Source organism: Aurantimonas manganoxydans SI85-9A1 (genome assembly GCF_000153465.1).
GTDB lineage: Bacteria > Pseudomonadota > Alphaproteobacteria > Rhizobiales > Rhizobiaceae > Aurantimonas > Aurantimonas manganoxydans.
This window is the reverse complement of sequence record NZ_CH672387.1, coordinates 1,959,435-1,983,281: the sequence shown is the minus strand read 5'-3', so window position 1 is coordinate 1,983,281 and position 23,847 is coordinate 1,959,435. Positions and strand designations below refer to the sequence as shown.

The window sequence follows — 23,847 nt, the reverse complement described above, 5'->3', positions numbered from 1 at the left end:
CGGGCGGTCAGGCCGCCGTCCGCCTGCGCCGGCTCAGCCGTATGGCGGCAGGTCGCCGCGCGCCCAGCCAGACTTGGTCGCGGCGGCGAAGTCGTCGAAGCCACCAGCCTCGATCGCCGCGCGCATGCCGGACATCAGCGACTGGTAGTAGGCCAGGTTGTTCCAGGTCAGCAGCATCGAGGCCAGCGCCTCGTTGGAGCGCACCAGATGGTGCAGATAGGCGCGCGAATAATCGCGGGACGCCGGGCAGCCGGAGGCTTCGTCCAGCGGCCGCGGGTCATCGGCATGGCGGGCGTTCTTCAGATTGACCTTGCCGAAGCGCGTATAGGCGAGACCGTGGCGACCGGCACGGGTCGGCATGACGCAGTCGAACATGTCGATGCCCCTCGCCACCGACTGCAGGATGTCGTCCGGCGTGCCGACGCCCATCAGGTAGCGCGGCTTGTCCACCGGCATGACCGGCAGCGTCTCGTCGAGGGTCGCCAACATCACGTCCTGTGGCTCGCCGACCGCCAGTCCGCCGACCGCGTAGCCCTTCAGGTCCATCGCCGCCAGCCGTTCGGCCGAACGCACCCGCAGGTCGATCAGATCACCGCCCTGCACGATGCCGAACATTGCCTTGCCCGGCTGGTTGCCGAAGGCTTTTGCCGAGCGTTCGGCCCAGCGCAGCGACATTTCCATGGCGCGCTCGATCTCGGCGCGCTCCGCCGGCAGGCGGATGCATTCGTCGAGCTGCATCTGGATGTCGGAATCCAGAAGTCCCTGGATCTCGATCGAGCGTTCGGGCGTGAGCTCATGCTTCGACCCGTCGATATGCGAGCGGAAACGGACGCCCGTCTCGTCGAGCTCACGGAGGCTGGCGAGCGACATCACCTGGAAGCCGCCCGAATCGGTCAGGATCGGATGCGGCCAGAGCGCGAAGTCATGCAGGCCACCCAGCCGGGCGACGCGCTCGGCGCCGGGCCGCAGCATCAGATGGTAGACATTGCCGAGGATGATGTCGGAGCCGAGCTCCCGCACCTGGTCGAGATACATCGCCTTGACGGTGCCGGCGGTGCCGACCGGCATGAAGGCCGGCGTGCGCACCTCGCCGCGCGGCATGGTGATGACACCGCGCCGGGCCTTGCCGTCCGTGGCGATGAGCTTGAACTGGAAGGTCTCGCTCATGCCGCTGCCCGGTCGAGCAGGCAAGCGTCGCCATACGAATAGAAGCGATACTCGTTCCCGATGGCATGGGCGTAGGCGGATTTCATCGTGTCGATCCCGCTGAATGCGCTGACCAGCATGAACAGGGTCGAGCGCGGCAGGTGGAAATTGGTCATCAGCCGGTCGACCGCCCGGAAGCGGTAGCCCGGTGTGATGAAGATGTCGGTGGGGCCGGAAAAGGGCCGGATCGTTCCATCGGCATCGGCCGCGCTCTCCAGGAGCCGCAGCGACGTCGTGCCGACGGACACGATGCGCCGGCCCTCGCGGCGCGCCGCGTTCAGGCGCTCGGCGCTTTCTTCGGTGACGCGGCCGATCTCGCTGTGCATGCGGTGGTCGGCGGTGTCCTCGGCCTTGACCGGCAGGAACGTCCCCGCGCCCACATGCAGCGTCAGATATTCGGCGGCGATATCGCGGGCGGCTAGGCGCGCGAACAGATCGGGGGTGAAATGCAGTCCCGCCGTGGGCGCCGCGACGGCGCCGTCCTCGCGGGCATAGACGGTCTGGTAGTCGGAGCGGTCCTGGGAATCGTCGGGACGCTTCGAGGCGATATAGGGCGGCAGCGGAATATGCCCCACGGCGGCGATCGCCTCGTCCAGCGCCGGGCCGGACAGGTCGAAACGCAGCGAGGCTTCGCCGCCCTCGCCGCGGGTTTCCACCGTAGCTTCCAGCGTGCCGGCGAGGCAGGCATTGCCGCCATGGCCGAAGGCGATGCGGTCGCCGACCTTGACCCGCTTGCCGGGCCGCACGAAGGCCAGCCAACGATCCGGCGCCTCGCGCATATGCAGGGTGGCGGAGATCTGGGCGACGCCCTCGCCGTCCACCGAGCCCGGGCGCCGGCGCAGCCCTTCGAGCTGCGCCGGGATCACCTTCGTATCGTTGAAGACCAGGACGTCGCCCGGTGTCAGCAGCGACGGCAAGTCGCCGACCGTCTGATCGGCCAGCCCACGAGCCGGATCGACGCAGAGCAGGCGCGCGCTCTCACGCGGAGAGACCGGCCGGAGCGCGATCCGCTCCGGCGGCAGCTCGAAATCGAACAGGTCGACGCGCATGCCGGATCGTGTCGCCGGGCCTAAAGGTCGGCCGCGACGCGCATGGTGGTGATGGAGTCGGGATCCTGGACCGGCTCGCCCTTCTTGATCTTGTCGACGTTGTCCATGCCCTCGATGACCTCGCCCCAGACACTGTACTGGCGGTCGAGCCACGGCGCACGGTCGAAGCAGATGTAGAACTGCGAGTTGGCCGAGTTCGGGTTCGCGGTGCGGGCGGCCGAGACGGTGCCACGCTTGTGCGGCTCGGCGGAGAACTCGGCGCGCAGGTCCGGCTTGTCAGAGCCGCCGGCGCCGGTGCCCGTGGGATCGCCGGTCTGGGCCATGAAGCCGTCGATGACGCGGTGGAAGACGACGCCGTCGTAGAAGCCCTCGCGGGCCAGTTCCTTGACGCGGGCGACATGGTTCGGAGCCAGATCGGGCCGCAGCTTGATGACCACCTGGCCCTTGGTCGTCTCGAGGACCAGCGTATCGTCCGGATTGTCGTAGGCCATCTCGTTCTCCTTCGATTCAAACATGCAAAACAGGCGGCTCCGATCACCGGAACCGCCATTCATGCCCTTACTTGGGCGGATTCGCCTGTTGGCACAAGCCTCGGGCGAACCGCGGGAGCGTCGGCCTCAGCCGGCGTCGCCGCCGACGGTGACCTTGACCATCGCGTCGGGCTCGTCGACCGAGCCGTTCTGGGCCGGATCGCCCTTCTTGATGGCGTCGACAGTCTCCATGCCCGAGACGACGTCGCCGACCACCGTGTACTGGCCGTCGAGGAAGTCGCCGTCGGCGAGCATGATGAAGAACTGCGAATTGGCCGAGTTCGGGTCCTGCGAGCGCGCCATTCCGACGGTGCCACGGTCGAAGGTCTCGTCCGAGAACTCCGCCTTCAGGTCCGGCTTGTCGGAACCACCCATGCCGGTGCCCGTGGGATCGCCGGTCTGGGCCATGAAGCCCTCGATGACGCGGTGGAAGACGACGCCGTCATAGAAGCCTTCCTTGGCGAGTTCCTTGATCCGCTCGACATGGCTGGGGGCGAGGTCGGGCCGCAGCTGGATGTCGATGTCGCCATTCTTGGTCGTGATCACCAGCATGTTGTCCGGATCGGACGACTGGGCGCTGGCAGGCATGGCAAAGGCGGTGGCGGCCAGGGAAACGGCCAGTCCCAGCGATGCGAAAATCTTCATGTCGGACTTACTCCAGCTCTCGCGCCCGCGCTTGGCGTCAGGCGGTCTTTCCTCGTATCGCCTCGGCGACATTGGCAGGAACGAACGCACTCACGTCCCCTCCCATGCGGGCGATCTGCCGAACCAATGTGGCGGTTATGGGCCTCGTCGCCGGCGAAGCGGGAAAGAACACCGTCGTCACCTCGGGCCGCATGACACCGTTCATGCCCGACATCTGCATCTCGTAATTCAGGTCGGTGCCGTCGCGCAGGCCGCGCACGATCGCCGATGCGCCGGCCTCAACCGCCGCATCCACGGCCAAATTGTCGAAGGCCACGACGCGCAGCTCGGCATCCGACGTGCCGCCAACGCAATCGGCGATCAGCCGGGCCCGCTCGTCGAAACTGAACATCGGCGTCTTGCCCGGATGCACGCCGATGCCGACGACCACCGTGTCGAAGACCGCCAGCGCCTGGCGGAGAATGTCGAGATGGCCGTTGGTCATCGGGTCGAACGACCCGGGATAAAAGGCGCGTGTCATGTCGTCCTGTCCCCTCGCATGCGGCATCCGTGAGACGCCGCGGACCGCCCGCCGATGAACGGATGATGAACCACCGCTTCCGGCCTCGTTCAGTGAAACGCTGTTATCTGGAACGAATTGCAACGCGGTCCGTTGTCAAGTCGAATAATGGAGAAACACGATGCTGGTCTTCGCCCTGTCCATCGCCATGGTCGTCACCCTCGCAACGGCGACCGCGATCACCCTGCACAATGAATCCCAGGCACAGCGCATCCGCGTGACCGCCAATCGCACCCGCACCATGCGCTGAGCCGGTTCGGTCGCCGACGGAGCCGGCTGTCGAAACGCTGGTTCCGAGATAGGCGGCGGACGGGCCGGCCTGTATCGAGCCCCCGATGCGAAAAGGACTGCCGCGACAAGATCGCGGCAGTCCTTTTTTCGTTGGCCAGAAGGCAGCTCTATTCCTGCGGCGGGACATCACCGTCGGGAGCGGCCGCGTCCGGCCCCGTTTCGTCCGGCGTCGAACCGTCGACGCCACCGTCTTCGAGGTCCCCGTCGATCGTGTCCGCCTCGGCTTCGCCCGCCTCGTCGGCACCCTGGTCGGGAATGCGCTCGACCGAGACGACGCGCTCGCCGTCGGCCGTCTTGAAGATGGTGACGCCGCGGGTGGCGCGGCCGGCGGTGCGGATGCCTTCGACCGGCACCCGGATGAGCTGGCCGCGATCGGTGACCAGCAGGATCTGGTCGCCGCTCTCCACCGGGAAGCCGGCCATCAGCTGGCCGATCTCGGAGGCCCGGCTGGTGTCGGTGGCACGGATGCCCTTGCCGCCACGTCCGATCACCCGGAACTCGTAGGACGACGACCGCTTGCCGTAGCCGAACTCGCTGACCGTGAGGATCATCTCCTCGGCGGCGCTCAGATAGGCGTAGCGCTCCTGATCGATAGCGACGTCGCCGGCGCCCTCTTCCTCGACGGTCGGCTCGGCGGTGAGATCGCCGTCAGACGCGCCTTCGACGGCACGGCGCATCTTCAGATAGGACGAGCGTTCGGCCGGGGTGGCATCGACATGGCGCAGGATCGCCATGGAGATGACCCGGTCGCCCTCACCCAGCGAGATGCCGCGCACGCCGACCGAGTTGCGGCCGGCAAAGACGCGCACGTCTGTCGCCTGGAAGCGGATGCACTGGCCCGACGCCGCCGTCAGAAGGACGTCGTCGTCCTCCGAGCACGTCGCGACGGCGAGAATCTCGTCGCCGTCCTCGTCGAGCTTCATGGCGATCTTGCCGTTGCGGTTGACCTGCGTGAAGTCGGACAGCTTGTTCCGCCGCACCGTGCCGCGGGTGGTGGCGAACATGACGTTCAGCTCGGCGGCCGCATCCGGATCGCTCGGCAGCGGCAGGATCGAGGTGATCCGCTCGCCCTTCTCCAGCGGCAGCATGTTGATCAGCGCCTTGCCGCGCGACTGCGGCGAGGCCAGCGGCAAGCGCCAGACCTTCTCCTTGTAGACGATGCCGCGCGACGAGAAGAACAGCACCGGCGTATGGGTGTTGGCGACGAACAGCCGGGTGACCGAATCCTCGTCGTTCTTCAGCGACATGCCGGCGCGGCCCTTGCCGCCGCGACGCTGCGAGCGGTAGGTGGCCAGCGGCACGCGCTTGATGTAGCCGCCATGGCTGACGGTGACGACCATGTCCTCGCGCGGGATCAGGTCCTCGTCGTCCATGTCCGCCGCGCCCTCGGAGAGCTCGGTACGGCGCGGCGTCGCGAACTCGTCGCGAACCGCGATCAGCTCTTCCTTGATGATCTCGCGAACGCGGACGCGCGACGACAGGATCTCCAGATATTCCCGGATCTCCTCGCCGATCTTGTTGAGCTCGTCGCCGATCTCGTCGCGGCCGAGCGCGGTCAGCCGTTGCAGGCGCAGGTCGAGAATGGCGCGGGCCTGCGCCTCGGACAGACGATAGGTGCCCTCTTCGGTAATGCGGTGGCGCGGATCGTCGATCAGCCGGATCAGCGGCGCCACGTCCTTGGCTTCCCAGGCGCGGGTCATCAACTGCTCGCGGGCGGTCGCCGGATCGGGCGCAGCCCGGATCAGCTTGATCACCTCGTCGATATTGGCGACGGCGATGGCCAGGCCGACAAGGACATGAGCGCGCTCGCGCGCCTTGCGCAGCAGATACTTGGTGCGCCGGTTGACCACTTCCTCGCGGAACGAGATGAAGGCCGACAGCATGTCGGGCAGCGTCATCTGCTCGGGCCGGCCGCCATTCAGCGCCACCATGTTGGCGCCGAAGGTCGTCTGCAACGGCGTGAAGCGGTAGAGCTGGTTCAGGATGACGTCGGAGGACGCATCGCGCTTCAGCTCGACGACAACCCGGTAGCCGTCGCGATCACTCTCGTCGCGAATGTCGGAGATGCCCTCGATCCGCTTGTCGCGAACCAGATCGGCCATCTTCTCGATCATCGTCGACTTGTTGACCTGGAACGGCACCTCGGTGATCACGATCGCCTCGCGATCGTTGCGCATCGGCTCGACATGCGCCTTGCCGCGCATCAGGATCGAGCCGCGACCGGTCGAATAGGCCGACAGGATGCCCGCCCGGCCCAGGACGATGGCGCCGGTGGGGAAGTCGGGCCCCGGAATGAAACCCATCAGCTCTTCCAGCGTGATCGCCGGATTGTCGATCATCGCCACGCAGCCATCGACGATCTCGCCGAGATTGTGCGGCGGGATGTTCGTCGCCATGCCGACGGCGATGCCGCCGGAGCCGTTCACCAGGAGGTTCGGGAACCGCGCCGGCAGGACGACCGGTTCCTGCTCGCGTCCGTCGTAATTGTCCTGGAAGTTGACGGTTTCCTTGTCGATGTCGGCGAGCAGTGCGTCCGACACCTTGTAGAGGCGCGTCTCGGTGTAACGCATCGCCGCCGGCGGATCGCCGTCGATCGAACCGAAATTGCCCTGCCCCTCGATGAGCGGCGCGCGCAGCGACCAGTCCTGCGCCATCCGGACCAAGGCGTCGTAGATCGAGGAATCGCCGTGCGGATGGTACTTACCCATCACCTCACCGACGACACCGGCAGACTTGCGGTACGGTCGGTTGAAGGTCAGGCCCATGCCGTGCATCGCGTAGAGAATGCGGCGATGCACCGGCTTCAGTCCGTCGCGCACATCGGGAAGCGCACGGCTGACGATCACGCTCATGGCGTAATCGAGATAGCTGCGCTGCATTTCCTCGATGATCGAGATGGAATCGATACCGGTGGGTCGCTCCGGCGGCGTCGTGATGTCGTCTTCGGCCAAGACTGTGTCCCGATTGACTCAAAATTCGTGTTCTGCCTATAGCCCGAACGGCCCGCCGGAGCAATTGCAGCGCCCATTTGCGCGGCCTCGAAAGGCCAATGTTGCCAGCCGCTTACGCGCTATCCAAAAGAAACCGCGAAGCGCGTCCGGCGTGCAGCCGCCGAAAACCCGGCTTCGCGGCAGGAATCAGCCGATTCGCCGGTTTTCCGGCCGATGGCCTTTGACCGGCTGGCGCCAGCTGTTACCGATGGCGAAGGCTTCACGGGATCGCGGAACCCATGTTCGATCTTCTCCTGTCGGGGTTCGTCACCCTTTTCGTCATCATCGATCCGCTCGGGCTGGTGCCGCTGTTCCTCGCCCTCACGCCGGAGATGAACGAGAAGGAGCGCCAGCGGACTGCGCTGCGCGCCTGCCTGATCGCCTTCGCGATCCTGGCGGTCTTCGCCCTCTTTGGCCTCGGTATCCTGCGCACGCTCGGCATCACGCTCGGCGCCTTCCGGGTGGCGGGCGGCCTGTTCCTGTTCTGGATCGCTTTCGAGCTGGTCTTCGAGAAACGCAATGAGCGCAAGCAGCGCAGCGCGAACAAGGCCGTGGATGATCCGGAGGCCGCCGATGTCGCCGCCTTCCCGATGGCGATCCCGCTGATCGCCGGTCCGGGTGCCATCTCGGCGGTGATCCTGCTGTCGGGCTCGCTGCCCAGCCTCGGCGGCCAGGCTGCGCTCGTCGGGGTGATCTTCATGGCGCTCACCGTGAGCTTCGGCTTCCTCGCCCTCGCCCACCGGGTCGACCGGTTTCTCGGCGTCACAGGGCGCGCGGTGATCTCACGGCTGCTCGGCGTGCTCCTGGCCGCCCTCGCCGTTCAGTTCGTCGCCGACGGCGCTGCCGAACTCATCCGCACCAGCCAGCAAGGCGCGACGGCCCTGAGCTGATCGCGACGCGCCGCCGGCAGGGCGCGATGGACCCCGCGATATCCCGCCGCACAACGCGCATCGCAAAGCGTCGTCATCCGGTCCGCCCAGCCTGACAACGAAAAAGGGCACCCGGCTTTCGCCGGATGCCCCCACATTCTGCGATCGACTTGGCGATCAGAACGGGATTTCGTCGTCGAGATCGCGGGACGAGCCGCCACCGCCGCCGCCATAGCCACGGTCACCACCGCCGGAGGCGCCGCCGCTCTGTTCGACACGGCCGCCACCGCCACCGCCGCGGTCATAACCGCCACCGCCGCCGGCACCGCCACCACCGCCGCCTTCGTTCCGGCCATCGAGCATCTGCAGCTCGCCGCGGAATTTCTGCAGCACGACCTCGGTGGTGTAGCGCTTCTGGCCCGACTGGTCTTCCCAGCTGCGGGTCTGCAGCGCGCCCTCGATATAGATCTTCGAGCCCTTCCTCAGGAACTGCTCGGCGACCTTCACCAGGTTCTCGTTGAAGATCACGACGTTGTGCCATTCGGTGCGTTCGCGACGCTCGCCCGACTGGCGGTCACGCCAGGATTCCGAGGTCGCGATCCGCAGATTGACGACGGCGTCGCCGGAATTCAGGCGGCGGATCTCGGGGTCGGCCCCGAGATTGCCCACCAGAATGACCTTGTTGACACTGCCTGCCATGACGAAACTCCAAATCTGAAAATCGGCGCGACCCTATCCGACCGCGCGGCCGGACGAAAGCAGCCCGGCCCCGTCGTCCACTGGCTTGTCCGCCGCCGCTGAACCGGGATCCCGGGGCGCAGCCTATGCCCAGCTCGGCCTTGACGGGAACAAAAAAAGAACATCATCTGGCCGGAGTCAAGCAGAACGGTTCGGACCCCGCCTTGGAAGAGTCGGGTCCGGCACCTAAGTAGGGTCCGTTTCCCACCCGCAAGGACTGCATTTCGCGTCATGGCCGAACTCAAGACGATCTCCATTCGCGGCGCGCGCGAACACAATCTCAAGAATGTCGACCTGGAGATTCCGCGCGACAAGCTGATCGTGATGACCGGCCTGTCGGGTTCGGGAAAATCGTCGCTCGCCTTCGACACCATCTATGCCGAGGGCCAGCGCCGCTATGTCGAGAGCCTGTCCGCCTATGCGCGGCAGTTCCTCGAGATGATGCAGAAGCCGGATGTCGACCAGATCGAGGGTCTGTCGCCGGCCATCTCCATCGAGCAGAAGACGACGTCGAAGAACCCGCGCTCGACCGTGGGCACCGTCACCGAGATCTACGACTACCTGCGCCTGCTCTTCGCCCGCGTCGGTGTGCCCTATTCGCCGGCCACCGGCCTGCCGATCGAGAGCCAGACCGTCAGCCAGATGGTCGACCGGGTCATGGCCCTTGAGGAAGGCACGCGGCTCTATCTGCTGGCGCCGATCGTGCGCGGCCGCAAGGGCGAGTACCGCAAGGAACTGGCCGAGCTGCAGAAGAAGGGCTTCCAGCGCGTCCGTATCGACGGCGAGTTCCACGACATCGCCGACGCCCCGGCGCTGGACAAGAAGTACAAGCACGACATCGACGTGGTCGTCGACCGCATCGTCGTGCGTGACGACCTGTCGGCGCGGCTTGCCGATTCCATCGAGACCGCGCTGGGTCTTGCGGACGGTCTTGCGATCGCCGAATTCGCCGACGGTGTCGACGAGAACGGCCATGCCAAACAGCTCGTCTTCTCGGAAAAATTCGCCTGCCCTGTCTCCGGCTTCACCATCCCCGAGATCGAGCCGCGGCTGTTCTCCTTCAACAATCCCTTCGGCGCCTGCCCGCGCTGCGACGGCATCGGCTCGCAGCAGGCCGTCGACCCCAAGCTGGTCGTGCCCAACGACGCTCTGACACTGAAGGGCGGCGCCATCGCGCCCTGGGCGAAATCCTCCTCGCCCTATTACGGCCAGACCCTCGATGCGCTCGGCCGGCAATACGGCTTCAAGCAGACCGATCGCTGGACCGAGCTGTCGGAGGAGGCCCGCAACGCCATTCTCCACGGCACCGGCAAGCAGAAGATCGAGTTCCGCTACAATGACGGTCTGCGCTCCTACAAGACCACCAAGGTCTTCGAGGGCGTCGTCACCAATCTGGCGCGGCGCTGGAAGGAGACGGAATCGGCCTGGATGCGCGAGGAGATCGAGCGCTTCATGTCGGCCACTCCCTGCCCGGCCTGCAACGGCTACCGGCTGAAGCCCGAGGCGCTGGCGGTGAAGATCGCCGGCTGTCATGTCGGCGAGATCACCGAGCAGTCGATCCGCGCCGCCGCCGGCTGGTTCGAGGAGCTGCCGGCGAAGCTCACCGACAAGCAGAACGAGATCGCCGTCCGCATCCTGAAGGAGATCCGCGAACGGCTGCGCTTCCTCAACGATGTCGGCCTCGACTACCTGACGCTGTCGCGGGCCTCAGGCACGCTGTCGGGCGGCGAGAGCCAGCGCATCCGGCTGGCCTCGCAGATCGGCTCGGGACTGACCGGCGTTCTCTATGTCCTGGACGAGCCCTCGATCGGCCTGCACCAGCGCGACAATGCGCGGCTGCTGGAAACGCTGAAGCATCTGCGAGACATCGGCAACACGGTGATCGTCGTCGAGCATGACGAGGACGCGATCCTCACCGCCGACCATGTGGTCGATATCGGCCCGGCCGCCGGCATCCATGGCGGCGAGATCATCGCCGCCGGCACGCCCGGCGAGGTCATGGCCAATCCGCGCTCGCTGACCGGTCGCTATCTGTCGGGTGATCTCGGCGTGCCTGTGCCCGAGAAGCGCCGCAAGCCGCAGAAGGGCAAGCAGCTCAAGGTCGTTGGCGCCCGCGGTAACAATCTCAAGAACGTCTCGGCCGAGATCCCGCTGGGCCTGTTTTCCTGCGTCACCGGCGTGTCGGGCGGCGGCAAGTCCACCTTCCTGATCGAGACGCTCTACAAGGCGGCCTCGCGGCGCATTTCCAACGGCCGCGACATTCCCGCCGAGCACGACCGGGTCGAAGGACTGGAGCATCTCGACAAGGTCATCGACATCGACCAGTCGCCCATCGGCCGCACGCCGCGCTCGAACCCGGCAACCTATACCGGCGCCTTCACGCCGATCCGCGACTGGTTCGCCGGTCTGCCCGAGGCCAAGGCGCGTGGCTACCAGCCCGGCCGCTTCTCCTTCAACGTCAAGGGCGGCCGCTGCGAGGCGTGCCAGGGCGACGGCGTCATCAAGATCGAGATGCACTTCCTGCCCGACGTCTACGTCACCTGCGACGTCTGCCACGGCAAGCGCTACAATCGCGAGACGCTGGAGGTCACCTTCAAGGAGAAGTCGATCGCCGACGTCCTCGACATGACGGTCGAGGAAGGCGTCGACTTCTTCGCCGCCGTTCCTGTGGTGCGCGACAAGCTGGCGACGCTGAAGGAGGTTGGACTCGGCTACATCAAGGTCGGCCAGCAGGCGACCACCCTGTCGGGCGGCGAGGCGCAGCGCGTCAAGCTGGCCAAGGAGCTGTCGCGCAAGGCGACCGGCCGCACGCTCTATATCCTCGACGAGCCGACCACCGGTCTGCATTTCCACGATGTCGCCAAGCTTCTGGAAGTGCTGCACGACCTGGTCGACCGCGGCAACACGATCGTTGTCATCGAGCACAATCTCGAGGTCATCAAGACCGCCGACTGGGTCGTCGACATCGGCCCCGAGGGCGGCGATGGCGGCGGCGAGATCGTCGCCACCGGCACGCCCGAGGACGTGGTCAAGGTCGAGCGCTCCTATACCGGCCATTTCCTGCGCGAGCTGCTGGAGCGGCGGCCGGGCATCAAGCGCGAGGCGGCCGAATAGCGATTGCGGCGAAGAGGGAATCGACATGGCAGGACGCGGCATGATCCGCACGGGCATCGGCGGCTGGACCTTCGAGCCCTGGGAAGGAAGCTTCTACCCGGACGACCTGCCGAAGAAGCGCCAGCTAGAATATGCCGCATCGAAGTTGCGGACGATCGAGGTCAATGGCACCTTCTACCGTAGCCAGAAGCCGGAGACCTTCGCCAAATGGGCGAGCGAGGCACCCGAGGGCTTCGTCTTCTCGCTGAAGGCGCCGCGCTATGCGGTGAACCGCAAGGTCCTCGCCGAAGGCGGCGAATCCCTCCAGCGCTTCGTGGATTCCGGCATTGCCGAACTCGGCGACAAGCTGGGACCGCTGCTGTGGCAGCTGGCCGCCACCAAGCAGTTCGACCCTGACGATTTCGGCGCCTTCCTGAAGCTGCTGCCGGCCAGCGCCGGCGGCGTTGCCCTGCGCAATGTCGTGGAACTGCGTCACGAGAGCTTCGCCTGCCCGCAGGCCGTGCAGATGTGCCGCGAGGCCGGCGTCGCCATCGTCTATGCCGAGAGCGCTGACTACCCCGAGATCGCCGACGTCACCGCCGACTTCGTCTATGCCCGGCTGCAGAAGGGCGACGCCGGGATCACAACGGGCTATCCAGCCGACGCGCTCGACGCCTGGGCGGAGCGCGCCAGGCAATGGGCGTCGGGCGGCCGGCCCGCCGACCTGCCGCGGCACGATCCTGAGACGGACGCGGCGGAGACGCCGCGCGATGTCTTCGTCTATTTCATCCGTGAGGGAAAAGTCCGTGCGCCGCAGGCTGCGATGGCGCTGCAGGAGCGCCTGGACGACTGAGCCATCGCGACCTGCGCCACTTTCGTTGACATGAGCGCCTCGCGCTCCGGTCGTTCAGGATGACGGCAGCGCCGCCAGTTCGGTATGGACCTGCGGCAGCATCGGCGCCAAATCCTCGGCGATCAGGCCGGACCCGAAATGTTCGGCGGCACGGCCATGCATCCAGACACCGGCGCAGGCAGCCTCGAAGCTCGGCGCGCCCTGAGCCAGCTGCGCGGCGACGATCCCCGACAGAACATCGCCGCTGCCGGCGGTCGCCAGCCATGGCGTCCCGTTGGAATTGATCGCGGCGCGCCCGTCCGGTGCGGCGATCACCGTATCGCGCCCCTTCAGGACGACTACGGCGCCGGCGCGCCGGGCCGCACTCCGCGTCCGCTCCAGCTTCGACAGTGTCGCGTCGCCCGCAAGGTCGGGAAACAGCCGCTTGAACTCGCCGGCATGGGGCGTCAGCACCAGCGGCGCCCCGTCGTCGCTCGTCGCCGCCTTTGCTGCAGCGAACAGCGTTTCCGGTTCGTCCTGGAACGACGTGATCCCGTCGGCATCGAGCACCAGCCGCCGCCCCGCCGCGAGAACCGCACTGGCGTAGCGGCGTGCGTCCTCGCCGATTCCGAAGCCGGGTCCGAGCACGAAGGCGTTGGTGCGCGCATCGCATAAGAGTGCGTCGAAATCCGCGGCGTCGTTGCAGCGCTCCAGCATGATCGCGGTCAAATGCGCGGCATGGGCCATCAGCGCCGAGCCCGGCGCATAGACGGTGACGAGCCCTGCCCCGCCGCGCAGCGCCGCCATGGCGGCCAGCCGTGCCGCGCCAGTCCGCGCCATGCCGCCGGAAAACACCACGGCATGGCCGCGATCGTATTTGTGACCCGCGTCGCGCGGCGATGTCGCCGGGTTGCGGAACAGGCCCGGCGCGTTGGCGAAGACCTGCGGCGAGATCGCCTCGAGGACGCTGTCGGAAATGCCGATGTCGGCAACGATTACGCGGCCACAGGCGCTTCGGCCCGGCTCCAGCAGATGGCCCGGCTTTCGCCGGAAGAACGTCACCGTGAGATCCGCCCGGAGCACCGTGCCCAGCGGCTCGCCGCTCGCACCGGAAATGCCGGACGGCAGATCGATGGCGACGACCGGTGTCTTCGCGCCCTTCACTGCCGCGATGGCCCGCGCCGCTTCCCCCTCCACGGGACGCGCCAGCCCGGCGCCGAACAGGCCGTCGACGACGAGGTCGAAACCGGCTTCCGGCACGAATGCCTCGAGCGCCTGCCACGGGCCGCCATATCCGGCGGCCGCCAAAGCCGCATCGCCGCGCAGCATATCTGGCGCAACGAAGCTGTAGACCGTCGGCTCGCAGCCGGCCTCGCTCAAGAGCCGCGCGGCGGCCCAGGCATCGCCGCCATTGTTGCCGGGGCCGGCCAGCACCGCGATGCGCCGCGCCTTCGGGAAGGATCGGCGGATTGTCCCCGCCACCGCGGTCGCCGCCCGCTCCATCAGTGCGATCCCTGCCATCCCGCCGGCAATCGTCAGGCGGTCGGCTTCGGCCATCTGCACCGGGTCGAGCAGCGCCAGATCATGTGCAGCAATTTTCGTCATGGAGTGTGCCTAATAAATGGACATTCTGATCACCGGATGTGCAGTCTGGGTGACATGGCGGGTGCCCTCGTGTAGCCATTCCGAGCACGGAGCAATGGGCGCTCCTGTGGCCATCCGCCGTGGATCATAGGACATGAAGGCGCCGGTAACCGAAATTTCCGCTTTCCCGATCGTTCCGGTGGACTATTTCGAAGCGTTCACCGTAGGAGGTCGTCTTTGGCACGCGACCTGCTACAGCGGGTTCGACGGGCCGGCGGCCCGTGACGGGGACAACGTCGAGAAGGAATGTCGATGAAGAAGGTTGAGGCCATCATCAAGCCCTTCAAGCTGGATGAGGTGAAGGAGGCCCTGCAGGAAGTGGGGCTTCAGGGCATCACCGTCACAGAGGCCAAGGGATTCGGGCGGCAGAAGGGTCATACGGAACTCTACCGCGGGGCCGAATACGTCGTCGATTTTCTCCCCAAGGTGAAGGTCGAGATCGTCCTTGCGGACGAGACCGTCGCTGCCGCCGTGGAAGCCATCCGCAAGGCGGCCCAGACCGGCCGCATCGGCGATGGCAAAATCTTCGTCTCCAACATCGAGGAAGCGATCCGCATCCGGACCGGCGAAGCCGGCACCGACGCGATCTGATCCAGCAGCTTCCCACACACAGTCTCAGAGTTCGATAATAGGAAGGACCGCCATGACGAGCGCCAACGACATCCTGAAGCAGGTCAAGGACAACGACGTGAAATTCGTCGACCTGCGCTTCACCGACCCCAAGGGCAAGTCCCAGCACGTGACCATGGACGTCACCCTGGTCGACGAGGACCTGTTCTCCGAGGGCACGATGTTCGACGGTTCGTCGATCGCCGGCTGGAAGGCGATCAACGAGTCCGACATGGTCCTCATGCCGGATCCCGAGACGGCCTACATGGACCCGTTCTTCGCCCAGTCGACCATGGCGATCGTCTGCGACATCCTCGACCCGGTCTCCGGCGAGGCCTACAACCGCGACCCGCGCTCGACCGCCAAGAAGGCCGAGGCCTATCTGACCCAGTCGGGCACCGGCGACACGGCGTTCTTCGGCCCGGAAGCCGAGTTCTTCATCTTCGATGACGTCCGCTACAAGGCCGACCCGTACAACACCGGCTTCAAGCTCGACTCCACCGAGCTGCCGTCGAATGACGACGCCGAGTACGAGACCGGCAATCTCGGCCACCGTCCGCGCATCAAGGGCGGCTACTTCCCGCTGCCCCCGATCGATTCCTGCCAAGACATGCGCTCGGAAATGCTCACCGTCATGGCCGAGATGGGCGTCGCGGTCGAGAAGCACCACCACGAGGTCGCCGCGGCCCAGCACGAGCTTGGCATCAAGTTCGACACGCTGACCCGCAACGCCGACAAGATGCAGATCTACAAATACGTCATCCACCAGGTCGCGAACGCCTACGGCAAGACGGCGACCTTCATGCCGAAGCCGGTCTTCGGCGACAACGGCTCGGGCATGCACGTGCACCAGTCGATCTGGAAGAACGGCAAGCCGACCTTCGCGGGCGACGAATATGCCGGTCTGTCGGAGAGCGCGCTGTTCTACATCGGCGGCATCATCAAGCATGCCAAGGCCCTGAACGCCTTCACCAACCCGTCGACCAACTCGTTCAAGCGTCTGGTCCCGGGCTACGAGGCTCCGGTGCTGCTGGCCTATTCGGCACGCAACCGCTCGGCGTCCTGCCGCATCCCGTTCGGCCAGTCGCCGAAGGCCAAGCGCGTCGAGGTCCGCTTCCCCGATCCGACCGCCAATCCGTATCTCGCCTTCGCGGCGATGCTGATGGCCGGCCTCGACGGCATCAAGAACAAGATCCATCCGGGCTCGGCGATGGACAAGGATCTTTACGACCTGCCGCCGGAAGAGCTGAAGGAAATCCCGACGGTCTGCCGCTCGCTGCGCGAGGCGATGGAAGCGCTGGATACCGACCGCGACTTCCTCAAGGCGGGCGGCGTCTTCGACGACGACCAGATCGACGCCTTCATCGACCTGAAGATGGCCGAGGTCCTGCGTTTCGAGATGACCCCGCATCCGGTCGAGTTCGACATGTACTACTCGGTCTGATCCGAGCCGGTCGCCGGCTGCCGGCGGCGACCATCGGGTCTACACGGACCGAACGGAAGGGGGTGCCTATGGCGCCCCCTTTTTCCTTGCCACGACACAGATCGCCAATCGCGGCGCGCTTTCGCCTGGCGCGTCACGCACGGCTTGTTGCCGCGCACGGGATCAGCCACAAACGCCCGCATGGGCGGAAACCGTGGATAAATCCTGCGATCGGCGCTTTCCCCGCACCGCACGGCGCCGGGCGCTTGAAGAACATTTCGTGAAAGTATAGGCATCTCGGCATGGTTTACGAGCGCTCGACCCCAACGACGCGCGTCATGTGGCGATCCGCCAGGGAGTTCGCCGCGCGATGAGCGACGATCTGTTTTCCGGCAACGCCGCACGCCAGCCGCGAGCGCCGAAGCCCAGCGCGAAGCCGCGTGCGGCCGCCAATCTGCAGGAACCGTCGGAATACACGGCGGCGGACATCGAAGTCCTCGAAGGGCTCGAGCCCGTCCGTCGTCGTCCCGGCATGTATATCGGTGGCACCGACGAGAAGGCGCTGCATCACCTGTTCGCCGAGGTCATCGACAATTCGATGGACGAGGCGACCGCGGGGCACGCCAATTTCATCGAGGTTGCGCTGGAAGCCGACGGCACCCTGTCGGTGGCCGACAACGGGCGCGGCATCCCCATCGATCCGCATCCCAAATACCGCGACAAGTCGGCGCTCGAAGTCATCATGACGACGCTGCATGCCGGGGGTAAGTTCGATTCCAAGGTCTACGAAACCTCCGGCGGCCTGCACGGCGTCGGCGTGTCCGTCGTCAACGCCCTGTCCGAGACGCTCGAGGTCGAGGTTGCCCGCAACCGCAGGCTCTATCGCCAGACCTATTCGCGCGGCCATGCCCAGACCGGGCTGGAAGAGATCGGCGACATCCAGAACCGTCGCGGCACGCGGATCCGGTTCCGGCCCGATCCGGAGATCTTCGGCGCCGGCGCCCGCTTCCGCCCCGAACGGCTGCTCGCGATGGCGCGGTCGAAGGCCTATCTCTTCGGCGGCGTCGAGATTCGCTGGGCCTGCGACCCCTCGCTGCTGCCCGCCGACGGCAGCGTGCCGTCTCGCGACACCTTCCATTTCCCCGGCGGCCTGAAGGACTATCTCGACGGCACGCTCGACAAGCAGGGTCGCGTCACCTCGCAGATCTTCGCCGGTCGCACCGAGAAGGTCTCCGGTCACGGCGCGGTCGAATGGGCGGTGAGCTGGACCGCCGACGACGGCTTCGTCCGCTCCTATTGCAACACCATCCCGACGCCGGAGGGTGGCACCCACGAGGCTGGCCTGCGCTCGGTGCTGCTGCGCGGTCTCAAGGCCTTTGCCGAGGTGTCCGGCAACAAGCGTGCTGCCGTGATCACCGGCGACGACATCATGCTAACGGCGTCGGCAATGCTGTCGGTGTTCATCCGCGAGCCGGAATTCGTCGGGCAGACCAAGGACCGGCTGGCCACGGCCGAGGCGCAGCGCATCGTCGAGCAGTCGATGCGCGATTCCTTCGACATCTGGCTCGCCTCTTCGCCGCAGGACGCCGCGCGGTTGATCGACTGGGTGGTCGAGCGCGCCGACGAGCGGCTGCGCCGCCGCCAGGAAAAGGAAGTCAGCCGCAAGAGCGCAACGCGCAAGCTGCGCCTGCCCGGCAAGCTGGCCGATTGCTCGCAGAGCGGTTCGGTCAATGCCGAGATCTTCATCGTCGAGGGCGATTCCGCCGGCGGATCGGCCAAGCAGGCGCGTGACCGCAAGGTGCAGGCGATCCTGCCGCTGCGCGGCAAAATTCTCAACGTCGCCTCGGCCGGACGCGAGAAGTTCGGCGCCAACCAGCAGCTCGCCGACCTGATCCAGGCTTTGGGCTGCGGCACGCGGTCGAAATACCGCGAAGAGGATCTGCGCTACGAGCGCGTGATCATCATGACCGACGCCGACGTCGACGGCGCCCATATCGCCTCGCTGCTGATCACCTTCTTCTACCAGGAGATGCCGGAGCTGATCCGCGGCGGTCATCTCTTCCTCGCCGTGCCGCCGCTCTACAAGCTGACCCAGGGCGGCAAGACCGCCTATGCCCGCGACGACGCCGACCGTGAACGCCTGATCGCCCGTGACTTCAAGGGCCGCGGCAAGGTGGAGATTTCGCGCTTCAAGGGGCTCGGCGAGATGCTGCCTGCGCAGCTCAAGGAAACCACCATGGACCCGCGCAAGCGCACGCTGCTGCGCGTCCACATGGATGAAACGCCCGAAGCCGGCACCTCCGGTGCGGTCAGTGCGCTGATGGGCAACAAGCCCGAGGCGCGCTTCCGATTCCTGCAGGACCGCGCCGCCTTCGTCGAGGATCTGGACATCTGACGGGCACGCCCCGTAAGAGAGCGACCAGATCCGGCACAGGGAGTCCGAAGATGGTCATTCGTTCCGTAAGCACCTTCGCCGGCGTCAGCCTGGCGGCCCTCATGATGGTCCAGAACGCGGCTCTGGCGCAGGCAACCGACGCCGCTCCCGCCGCAGACCCGGCTACCGAACAGGCGGCTCCGGCCGCACCGGCAGCTGCGAGCGAAGCCGCACCCTCGGCGAGCCCGGCCGCTGCACCGGCCGGCGCCGGCGATCCGGCGGCCGCCGCCGAAGCGCTCTCGCCGTTGATCGAGGACGTGCAGATCGTCGGCCCGTGGTCGGACGGCGACGTCCAGGGCGTCTGGCGCACGATCATGGTGCAGTCCCCGGCCGACGAGACGGACTATCATTTCTTCGTCCAGCAGCTCGAAGGCAGCGGCACCAATCTGACGCTGCGCTCCAGCACCGAGATCCGGGAACTCAACCAGATCGAGGGCGCCGTCGTCGGCTACCGCGCCGACGAACCGAGCGAGACCGAGCCCAACAGCCTGTCGCTGTTCTTCGATCTCCTGCCCTCGGACGGCGAAATCGCAGAGACCTACGAGCTGCACTTCTTCCCGGACCAGCCCTACATGTTCGGCCCGGCGACCAACTGAGCCCACTGCTCAGCCTGCGGCGGCCTCGGTGAGACTGCGTCGCAGGATCGCGCTGGTGCGGCCCGGCCGCTCCATCGTCACCATGTGCCCGGTCGCCGGCAGCATCTCCAGGCGCGCGCCCGGGATCGCTGCGGCCATTTCGCGCGCCCGCTCCGGCGGGATGATCGCGTCCGCCTCTCCGGCGACGATCGTCACCGGAACATTGATCGTGGAAAGCCGGTCGCTCTGGTCCGGCCGATCGATGATGGCCTGCTGCTGACGAACGAAACCCTCGACCCCAATTGCTGCGGCCATCTCGACGATGCGCTGATTGAGCGTCGCACTCGCCGTCTCCGGCGCGACGAGGCGCTCACACAGTAGACGCGCCACGGCCTCGATCCCCTCTTCCCGTGCCGTCGCGATGAGCTGGTGACGCATGGCGGTCTGCTCGGGGATGTCTGCCCGGTGGCTCGTCGCCATCAGCACCGCCGCAAGCACCCGCTCTGGCGCCAGTCGCAGCACCTCCAGTGCCACGTAGCCGCCCATGGAGAGGCCGCAGAGCGCGAAGCTCTCGGGCGCATCGGCCAGGAGCCGCTCCGCCATGGCGGTGACCGACGCATCGCTCGTGGTATCGGCAATCCGGATCGGGTGCCCGGCAAGGGCCGCGATCTGATCGCGATACAGGTCGTCGGTGCACAACAAGCCCGGAATCATGACAATCGGTACCAAATTCACTATTCCTGCCCTGTAAATCCCGGTGAAAAGCCCCATTTGGGGCGTATCGGTTGACTCGCGCTTGCGCTCGCCCTATCGCCCCATGAGATGGGCTTTCAAACGCTACCGAACGCAACCTCCCATTTACCCAAGAGAACAGCTAGCTTGAAACTCTTTTCCGAACTCGGCCTGAGCGCCAAGGTTCTGGCAGCCGTACACGCCGCCGGATACAATGAACCGACGCCGATTCAGGAACAGGCCATTCCGCACGCGCTTGAGCGCCGCGATGTCCTGGGAATTGCGCAGACGGGAACCGGCAAGACCGCGTCCTTCGTTCTGCCGATGCTGACCATGCTCGAACAGGGTCGCGCCCGGGCTCGCATGCCCCGCACCCTGATCATCGAGCCGACGCGCGAACTCGCCGCACAGGTCGCCGAATCCTTTACCCGCTACGGTCTCGACCAGAAGCTCAACGTCGCGCTGCTGATCGGTGGCGTCTCCTTCGCGGATCAGGATCGCAAGATCGACCGCGGCGCCGACGTCCTGATCGCCACGCCGGGCCGCCTGCTTGACCATTTCGAGCGCGGCAAGCTGCTGATGACCGCGGTGGAAGTGCTCGTCATCGACGAAGCCGACCGCATGCTGGACATGGGCTTCATCCCGGACATCGAGCGGATCTGCAAGCTGCTACCGGTCTCGCGTCAGACCCTGTTCTTCTCGGCTACCATGCCGCCGGAGATCACGCGCCTGACCGAGCAGTTCCTGCAGAACCCGGTTCGCGTCGAAGTCGCCAAGCCGGCCTCGGCCGCGCTGACCGTGACCCAGCGACTGGTCGCCACGAAGAAGGACGACTTCGAGAAGCGCGATACGTTGCGCCGGGTCATCCGCGACCAGACCGAACTGACCAACGCCATCATCTTCTGCAACCGCAAGCGGGACGTGGCGACGCTGTTCCGTTCGCTGGAGCGCCACGGCTTTTCCGCCGGCGCCCTGCATGGCGACATGGACCAGCGTTCGCGCACCGCGATGCTGCAGGGCTTCCGTGACACAAGATCCAGTTGCTGGTCGCCTCCGACGTGGCCGCGCGCGGCCTCGACATCCCGGCCGTCAGCCACGTCTTCAATTTCGACGTGCCGATCCATGCCGAGGACTATGTCCATCGCATCGGCCGCACCGGTCGGGCCGGACGCTCGGGCGCTGCCTTCACCCTGGCGACCAAGGCCGACAAGAAGCATCTCGATGCCATCGAGAAGCTGATCGGCAACGAGATCGAGTGGCTCGGTGAGCCGGTCGCCGCCGTCAGCGACGAGGAGACCAGCGACAAGCCGGCTCGTCGCAGCGGTAGTGGCCGTCGCTCGGGGTCCTCGACACGTCGTCGCGGTGGAGCTGCCGCAGCGGAGCCGGCGATCGAGGCAGCACCGGAACAGGCGATCGAAGCTGAACCGGCCGTGGTGCGCGCCGAAGCCGGCGAACTGGATGTGCCCGTCGAGGCAATCACGCGCGATGCTCCGGTCGAATCCGTCGAAGAGAATGTGGCACCGGTGCAGAAGCCCAGCCGCAGCCGTGCAGCCTCCAGCGATCGGGCGCGTCCCGCCGCATCGTCGTCGCGACCCCGCGGTGCGAAGCCGGCGCCGCGGGGCGGCCGCAACGACGACAACGGCAAGTCGCCGGTTGGTTTCGGGGACGATATCCCAGCCTTCATGCTGATCGGGACCGGCACCTGACGGTGCCGGCCTGACCCGCTCTCAGCGCTGAAACGAAACGCCGGATGCGTGCTCGCTCATCCGGCGTAATTCTGTCCGGGCCTGCTTTGTGATGTCCATGGTCAGCGACACGGCGCCGTCCTCGCGGTCGTCGCGCGCCGTCACCGTGGCATTCTCGTAAATCCATGGCACGAAGCCCATGGCATCGGGCGCCACGTCCACGGTCAGCGTCACCGTGCCGCCGCCGATCCGTCGCTCGATATCCACCAGCAGCGTGTCCACGCCGAAGCCGGTCACCGCCGACACCACGTGCACGGCATCGGTATCCGGCAGGCTCTCGCGCATCGTCGCCAGGTGCTGGAGGCCGGCCTCGTCGAGCAGGTCCACCTTGTTCCAGATCTCGACCACGTGGTCGCTGTCGTCCACGTCGATGTCGAGGTCGCGCAGGATCTTGCGCACGTCCTCGGCCTGGGCCAGCGTGTCGGGATCGGCCACGTCGCGCACATGCAGCACGATGTCGGCCTCGATCACCTCTTCCAGCGTCGCGCGGAAGGCCGCCACCAGATGCGTCGGCAGGTCGGACACGAAGCCGACCGTGTCCGAGAACAGGATCTCGGTGCCGTGCGGCAGCGTCGTGCGGCGCAGGGTCGGGTCGAGCGTGGCGAAGAGCAGATCCTTCGCCATCACTTCGGCGCCCGTCAGGCGGTTGAACAGCGTCGACTTGCCGGCATTGGTATAGCCCACGAGCGCGACCACCGGATGCGGCGCCTTCTTGCGCTGGGCGCGATGCAGCTGCCGCGTCCGCCGGACCTGTTCCAGGTCCTTTTCGAGCCGCTTGATCTTCTCCTGAAGCTGCCGCCGATCGGATTCGATCTGGGTTTCGCCCGGACCGCCGAGGAAGCCGGCACCACCGCGCTGACGCTCCAGATGGGTCCAGCTGCGCACGAGGCGGCCGCGCTGGTAGTTCAGATGCGCGAGCTCGACCTGCAGGCGGCCTTCCTTGGTGCGCGCCCGCTCGCCGAAGATCTCGAGAATGAGACCGGTCCGGTCGAGAACCTTGACGTTCAACTCCCGTTCCAGGTTGCGCTGCTGCACCGGGGTGAGCGGATGGTCGAACACGACCAGCCCGATCTCCTCGCCGGCGATCACGCCCTTCATTTCCTCGACCTTGCCGGTGCCGATCAGCGTCGCCGGACGCGGCCGCTGGCCGCTGACGACACCGCTGGCGACGATGTCGAGCCCGATGGCGGCGGCGAGGCCCATGGCCTCAGCCAGGCGCGCATCGTGGCTCCGGCGCGGCGCTTCGGCCGTACCCGCCACATCGTCTTGCACGGGATACTGCTTGAACACGGGGACGTAGACCGCCGCACGGGTCGGGACGGTCTTGTGTTCGATCGGGCCTCGCGGCCCCACTTCTCTATGTTCGGCCAATCAGTCTTTCCTGTCTTCGTCGCTGCCATCGTACATGTGCACGGGCTGGGACGGCATGATGGTGGAGATCGCGTGCTTGTAGACCAGCTGGGAATGCCCGTCGCGGCGCAGAAGCACGCAGAAATTGTCGAAGGAGGTGACGACGCCGGTCAGCTTGACGCCGTTGACCAGGAAGATCGTCAGCGAAATCTTCTGCTTGCGGACGGTGTTGAGAAAGAGATCCTGAAGGTTCTGCGTGCGTTCGGCCATGTGGTCCTTGTCCTGTTCTTATTGGCGTCGGCTGAACCGGTTTTCGCCGGTCGTTCCGCGCATTGTCTTGCACCCGTCGACCCGGGCAATACGGCTTCGTCGTCTCCCGCAGGTCTCGCCGCCGGACCTGCGGATGCTCACCTCTCCGTTGCGTAGAATCTGACAAGCCGGCGATGGTCGGCTCTGCCGCAAGGAGAACTCTCTTCGGACATGACACCGGCTCAGGCCGGACATCAAGCGCAGTCAGGCTCTCACGCCGACAT

General features: G+C 66.3%; 19 protein-coding genes and 2 pseudogenes. 10 read left to right on the top strand and 11 right to left on the bottom strand.

Annotation, left to right across the window (positions count from 1 at the left end):
• Positions 1-33: 33 nt before the first annotated feature.
• From tgt to coaD, 5 genes are all read right to left on the bottom strand, one after another.
• Complete coding sequence (tgt, locus tag SI859A1_RS09350; protein WP_009209544.1) at positions 34-1,167, bottom strand: tRNA guanosine(34) transglycosylase Tgt; 1,134 nt, start codon at positions 1,165-1,167, stop codon at positions 34-36.
• The gene (gene queA / locus SI859A1_RS09345; RefSeq protein ID WP_009209543.1) at positions 1,164-2,255 is read right to left on the bottom strand and encodes a tRNA preQ1(34) S-adenosylmethionine ribosyltransferase-isomerase QueA; all 1,092 of its coding nucleotides are present in this window, start codon (positions 2,253-2,255) and stop codon (positions 1,164-1,166) included. Before queA ends, tgt begins: the two co-directional genes overlap by 4 nt.
• 20 nt (positions 2,256-2,275) lie before the next feature.
• Positions 2,276-2,746, bottom strand: a complete 471-nt coding sequence (locus SI859A1_RS09340) for a peptidylprolyl isomerase (protein ID WP_009209542.1) — start codon at positions 2,744-2,746, stop codon at positions 2,276-2,278.
• A gap of 126 nt (positions 2,747-2,872) precedes the next feature.
• On the bottom strand, positions 2,873-3,430 hold the full coding sequence (locus SI859A1_RS09335) for a peptidylprolyl isomerase (RefSeq protein WP_009209541.1): 558 nt from the start codon (positions 3,428-3,430) through the stop codon (positions 2,873-2,875).
• A gap of 37 nt (positions 3,431-3,467) precedes the next feature.
• On the bottom strand, positions 3,468-3,950 hold the full coding sequence (gene coaD / locus SI859A1_RS09330) for a pantetheine-phosphate adenylyltransferase (protein WP_009209540.1): 483 nt from the start codon (positions 3,948-3,950) through the stop codon (positions 3,468-3,470).
• Positions 3,951-4,110: 160 nt separating this feature from the next.
• Between coaD and SI859A1_RS22285 the strand changes: the two genes are divergently transcribed.
• Entirely contained in the window at positions 4,111-4,239 is a 129-nt protein-coding gene (locus tag SI859A1_RS22285) for a hypothetical protein (RefSeq protein ID WP_276324894.1), read from the top strand.
• Positions 4,240-4,387: 148 nt separating this feature from the next.
• Here the strand turns inward: SI859A1_RS22285 and gyrA are convergent, their stop codons facing one another.
• Complete coding sequence (gene gyrA, locus SI859A1_RS09325; protein WP_050767704.1) at positions 4,388-7,159, bottom strand: DNA gyrase subunit A; 2,772 nt, start codon at positions 7,157-7,159, stop codon at positions 4,388-4,390.
• Positions 7,160-7,509: 350 nt separating this feature from the next.
• On the opposite strand from gyrA, the gene SI859A1_RS09320 reads away from it, so the two are divergent.
• Positions 7,510-8,160, top strand: coding sequence for a MarC family protein (locus SI859A1_RS09320; RefSeq protein ID WP_009209538.1), 651 nt, complete (start codon positions 7,510-7,512; stop codon positions 8,158-8,160).
• Between the two features lie 156 nt (positions 8,161-8,316).
• On the opposite strand, the gene ssb is transcribed toward SI859A1_RS09320, so the two are convergent.
• Positions 8,317-8,838: a single-stranded DNA-binding protein gene (gene ssb / locus SI859A1_RS09315; protein ID WP_009209537.1), complete on the bottom strand. Its 522-nt coding sequence runs from the start codon at positions 8,836-8,838 to the stop codon at positions 8,317-8,319.
• 270 nt (positions 8,839-9,108) lie between these two features.
• Here ssb and uvrA point away from each other — a divergent pair.
• Together uvrA and SI859A1_RS09305 are read left to right on the top strand one after the other, a co-directional pair.
• Positions 9,109-11,955 (top strand): annotated as a pseudogene (gene uvrA / locus SI859A1_RS09310) (excinuclease ABC subunit UvrA); the annotation flags it as partial.
• 61 nt (positions 11,956-12,016) lie between these two features.
• The gene (locus SI859A1_RS09305; RefSeq protein WP_040325625.1) at positions 12,017-12,823 is read left to right on the top strand and encodes a DUF72 domain-containing protein; all 807 of its coding nucleotides are present in this window, start codon (positions 12,017-12,019) and stop codon (positions 12,821-12,823) included.
• A gap of 54 nt (positions 12,824-12,877) precedes the next feature.
• Here SI859A1_RS09305 and SI859A1_RS09300 read toward each other — a convergent pair whose 3' ends face one another.
• Positions 12,878-14,407, bottom strand: coding sequence for a bifunctional ADP-dependent NAD(P)H-hydrate dehydratase/NAD(P)H-hydrate epimerase (locus tag SI859A1_RS09300; protein WP_009209534.1), 1,530 nt, complete (start codon positions 14,405-14,407; stop codon positions 12,878-12,880).
• Between the two features lie 133 nt (positions 14,408-14,540).
• Here SI859A1_RS09300 and SI859A1_RS21630 point away from each other — a divergent pair, with 133 nt between their 5' ends.
• The 5 genes from SI859A1_RS21630 to SI859A1_RS09280 all read left to right on the top strand — a co-directional run bounded on the left by SI859A1_RS21630 (position 14,541) and on the right by SI859A1_RS09280 (position 19,508).
• Positions 14,541-14,702, top strand: coding sequence for a hypothetical protein (locus SI859A1_RS21630; RefSeq protein WP_154653364.1), 162 nt, complete (start codon positions 14,541-14,543; stop codon positions 14,700-14,702).
• A complete protein-coding gene (locus tag SI859A1_RS09295) occupies positions 14,699-15,037 on the top strand; it encodes a P-II family nitrogen regulator (RefSeq protein ID WP_024350649.1) in 339 nt (112 codons plus the stop codon). The genes SI859A1_RS21630 and SI859A1_RS09295 overlap by 4 nt, the downstream gene beginning before the upstream one ends.
• A 52-nt stretch (positions 15,038-15,089) precedes the next feature.
• The gene (gene glnA, locus SI859A1_RS09290; protein WP_009209532.1) at positions 15,090-16,499 is read left to right on the top strand and encodes a type I glutamate--ammonia ligase; all 1,410 of its coding nucleotides are present in this window, start codon (positions 15,090-15,092) and stop codon (positions 16,497-16,499) included.
• A gap of 349 nt (positions 16,500-16,848) precedes the next feature.
• Positions 16,849-18,873 (top strand): DNA topoisomerase IV subunit B, encoded by a 2,025-nt coding sequence (gene parE / locus SI859A1_RS09285; protein WP_040325624.1) that lies wholly within the window; start codon positions 16,849-16,851, stop codon positions 18,871-18,873.
• 50 nt (positions 18,874-18,923) lie between these two features.
• A complete protein-coding gene (locus tag SI859A1_RS09280) occupies positions 18,924-19,508 on the top strand; it encodes a hypothetical protein (RefSeq protein WP_040325623.1) in 585 nt (194 codons plus the stop codon).
• A 9-nt stretch (positions 19,509-19,517) separates the two neighbouring features.
• On the opposite strand, the gene SI859A1_RS09275 is transcribed toward SI859A1_RS09280, so the two are convergent.
• On the bottom strand, positions 19,518-20,258 hold the full coding sequence (locus SI859A1_RS09275) for an alpha/beta fold hydrolase (RefSeq protein ID WP_081451359.1): 741 nt from the start codon (positions 20,256-20,258) through the stop codon (positions 19,518-19,520).
• Positions 20,259-20,309: 51 nt separating this feature from the next.
• Between SI859A1_RS09275 and SI859A1_RS09270 the strand changes: the two are divergent.
• Positions 20,310-21,925: pseudogene (locus SI859A1_RS09270) on the top strand (DEAD/DEAH box helicase).
• 21 nt (positions 21,926-21,946) lie between these two features.
• Here the strand turns inward: SI859A1_RS09270 and hflX are convergent.
• The gene (hflX, locus tag SI859A1_RS09265; protein WP_050767495.1) at positions 21,947-23,335 is read right to left on the bottom strand and encodes a GTPase HflX; all 1,389 of its coding nucleotides are present in this window, start codon (positions 23,333-23,335) and stop codon (positions 21,947-21,949) included.
• Positions 23,336-23,584, bottom strand: coding sequence for an RNA chaperone Hfq (hfq, locus tag SI859A1_RS09260; RefSeq protein WP_024350643.1), 249 nt, complete (start codon positions 23,582-23,584; stop codon positions 23,336-23,338).
• Between the last annotated feature and the right edge of the window lie 263 nt (positions 23,585-23,847).

Coding starts and splice junctions, on each gene's coding strand:
- SI859A1_RS09335 (WP_009209541.1), bottom strand. CDS start 3,430: ATGAAGATTTTCGCATCGCTGGGACTGGCCGTTTCCCTGGCCGCCACC.
- SI859A1_RS09280 (WP_040325623.1), top strand. CDS start 18,924: ATGGTCATTCGTTCCGTAAGCACCTTCGCCGGCGTCAGCCTGGCGGCC.
- SI859A1_RS09295 (WP_024350649.1), top strand. CDS start 14,699: ATGAAGAAGGTTGAGGCCATCATCAAGCCCTTCAAGCTGGATGAGGTG.
- hfq (WP_024350643.1), bottom strand. CDS start 23,584: ATGGCCGAACGCACGCAGAACCTTCAGGATCTCTTTCTCAACACCGTC.
- glnA (WP_009209532.1), top strand. CDS start 15,090: ATGACGAGCGCCAACGACATCCTGAAGCAGGTCAAGGACAACGACGTG.
- SI859A1_RS09340 (WP_009209542.1), bottom strand. CDS start 2,746: ATGGCCTACGACAATCCGGACGATACGCTGGTCCTCGAGACGACCAAG.
- tgt (WP_009209544.1), bottom strand. CDS start 1,167: ATGAGCGAGACCTTCCAGTTCAAGCTCATCGCCACGGACGGCAAGGCC.
- SI859A1_RS22285 (WP_276324894.1), top strand. CDS start 4,111: ATGCTGGTCTTCGCCCTGTCCATCGCCATGGTCGTCACCCTCGCAACG.
- SI859A1_RS09320 (WP_009209538.1), top strand. CDS start 7,510: ATGTTCGATCTTCTCCTGTCGGGGTTCGTCACCCTTTTCGTCATCATC.
- coaD (WP_009209540.1), bottom strand. CDS start 3,950: ATGACACGCGCCTTTTATCCCGGGTCGTTCGACCCGATGACCAACGGC.
- SI859A1_RS09275 (WP_081451359.1), bottom strand. CDS start 20,258: ATGGGGCTTTTCACCGGGATTTACAGGGCAGGAATAGTGAATTTGGTA.
- gyrA (WP_050767704.1), bottom strand. CDS start 7,159: ATGCAGCGCAGCTATCTCGATTACGCCATGAGCGTGATCGTCAGCCGT.
- SI859A1_RS21630 (WP_154653364.1), top strand. CDS start 14,541: ATGAAGGCGCCGGTAACCGAAATTTCCGCTTTCCCGATCGTTCCGGTG.
- parE (WP_040325624.1), top strand. CDS start 16,849: ATGAGCGACGATCTGTTTTCCGGCAACGCCGCACGCCAGCCGCGAGCG.
- queA (WP_009209543.1), bottom strand. CDS start 2,255: ATGCGCGTCGACCTGTTCGATTTCGAGCTGCCGCCGGAGCGGATCGCG.
- SI859A1_RS09305 (WP_040325625.1), top strand. CDS start 12,017: ATGGCAGGACGCGGCATGATCCGCACGGGCATCGGCGGCTGGACCTTC.
- ssb (WP_009209537.1), bottom strand. CDS start 8,838: ATGGCAGGCAGTGTCAACAAGGTCATTCTGGTGGGCAATCTCGGGGCC.
- SI859A1_RS09300 (WP_009209534.1), bottom strand. CDS start 14,407: ATGACGAAAATTGCTGCACATGATCTGGCGCTGCTCGACCCGGTGCAG.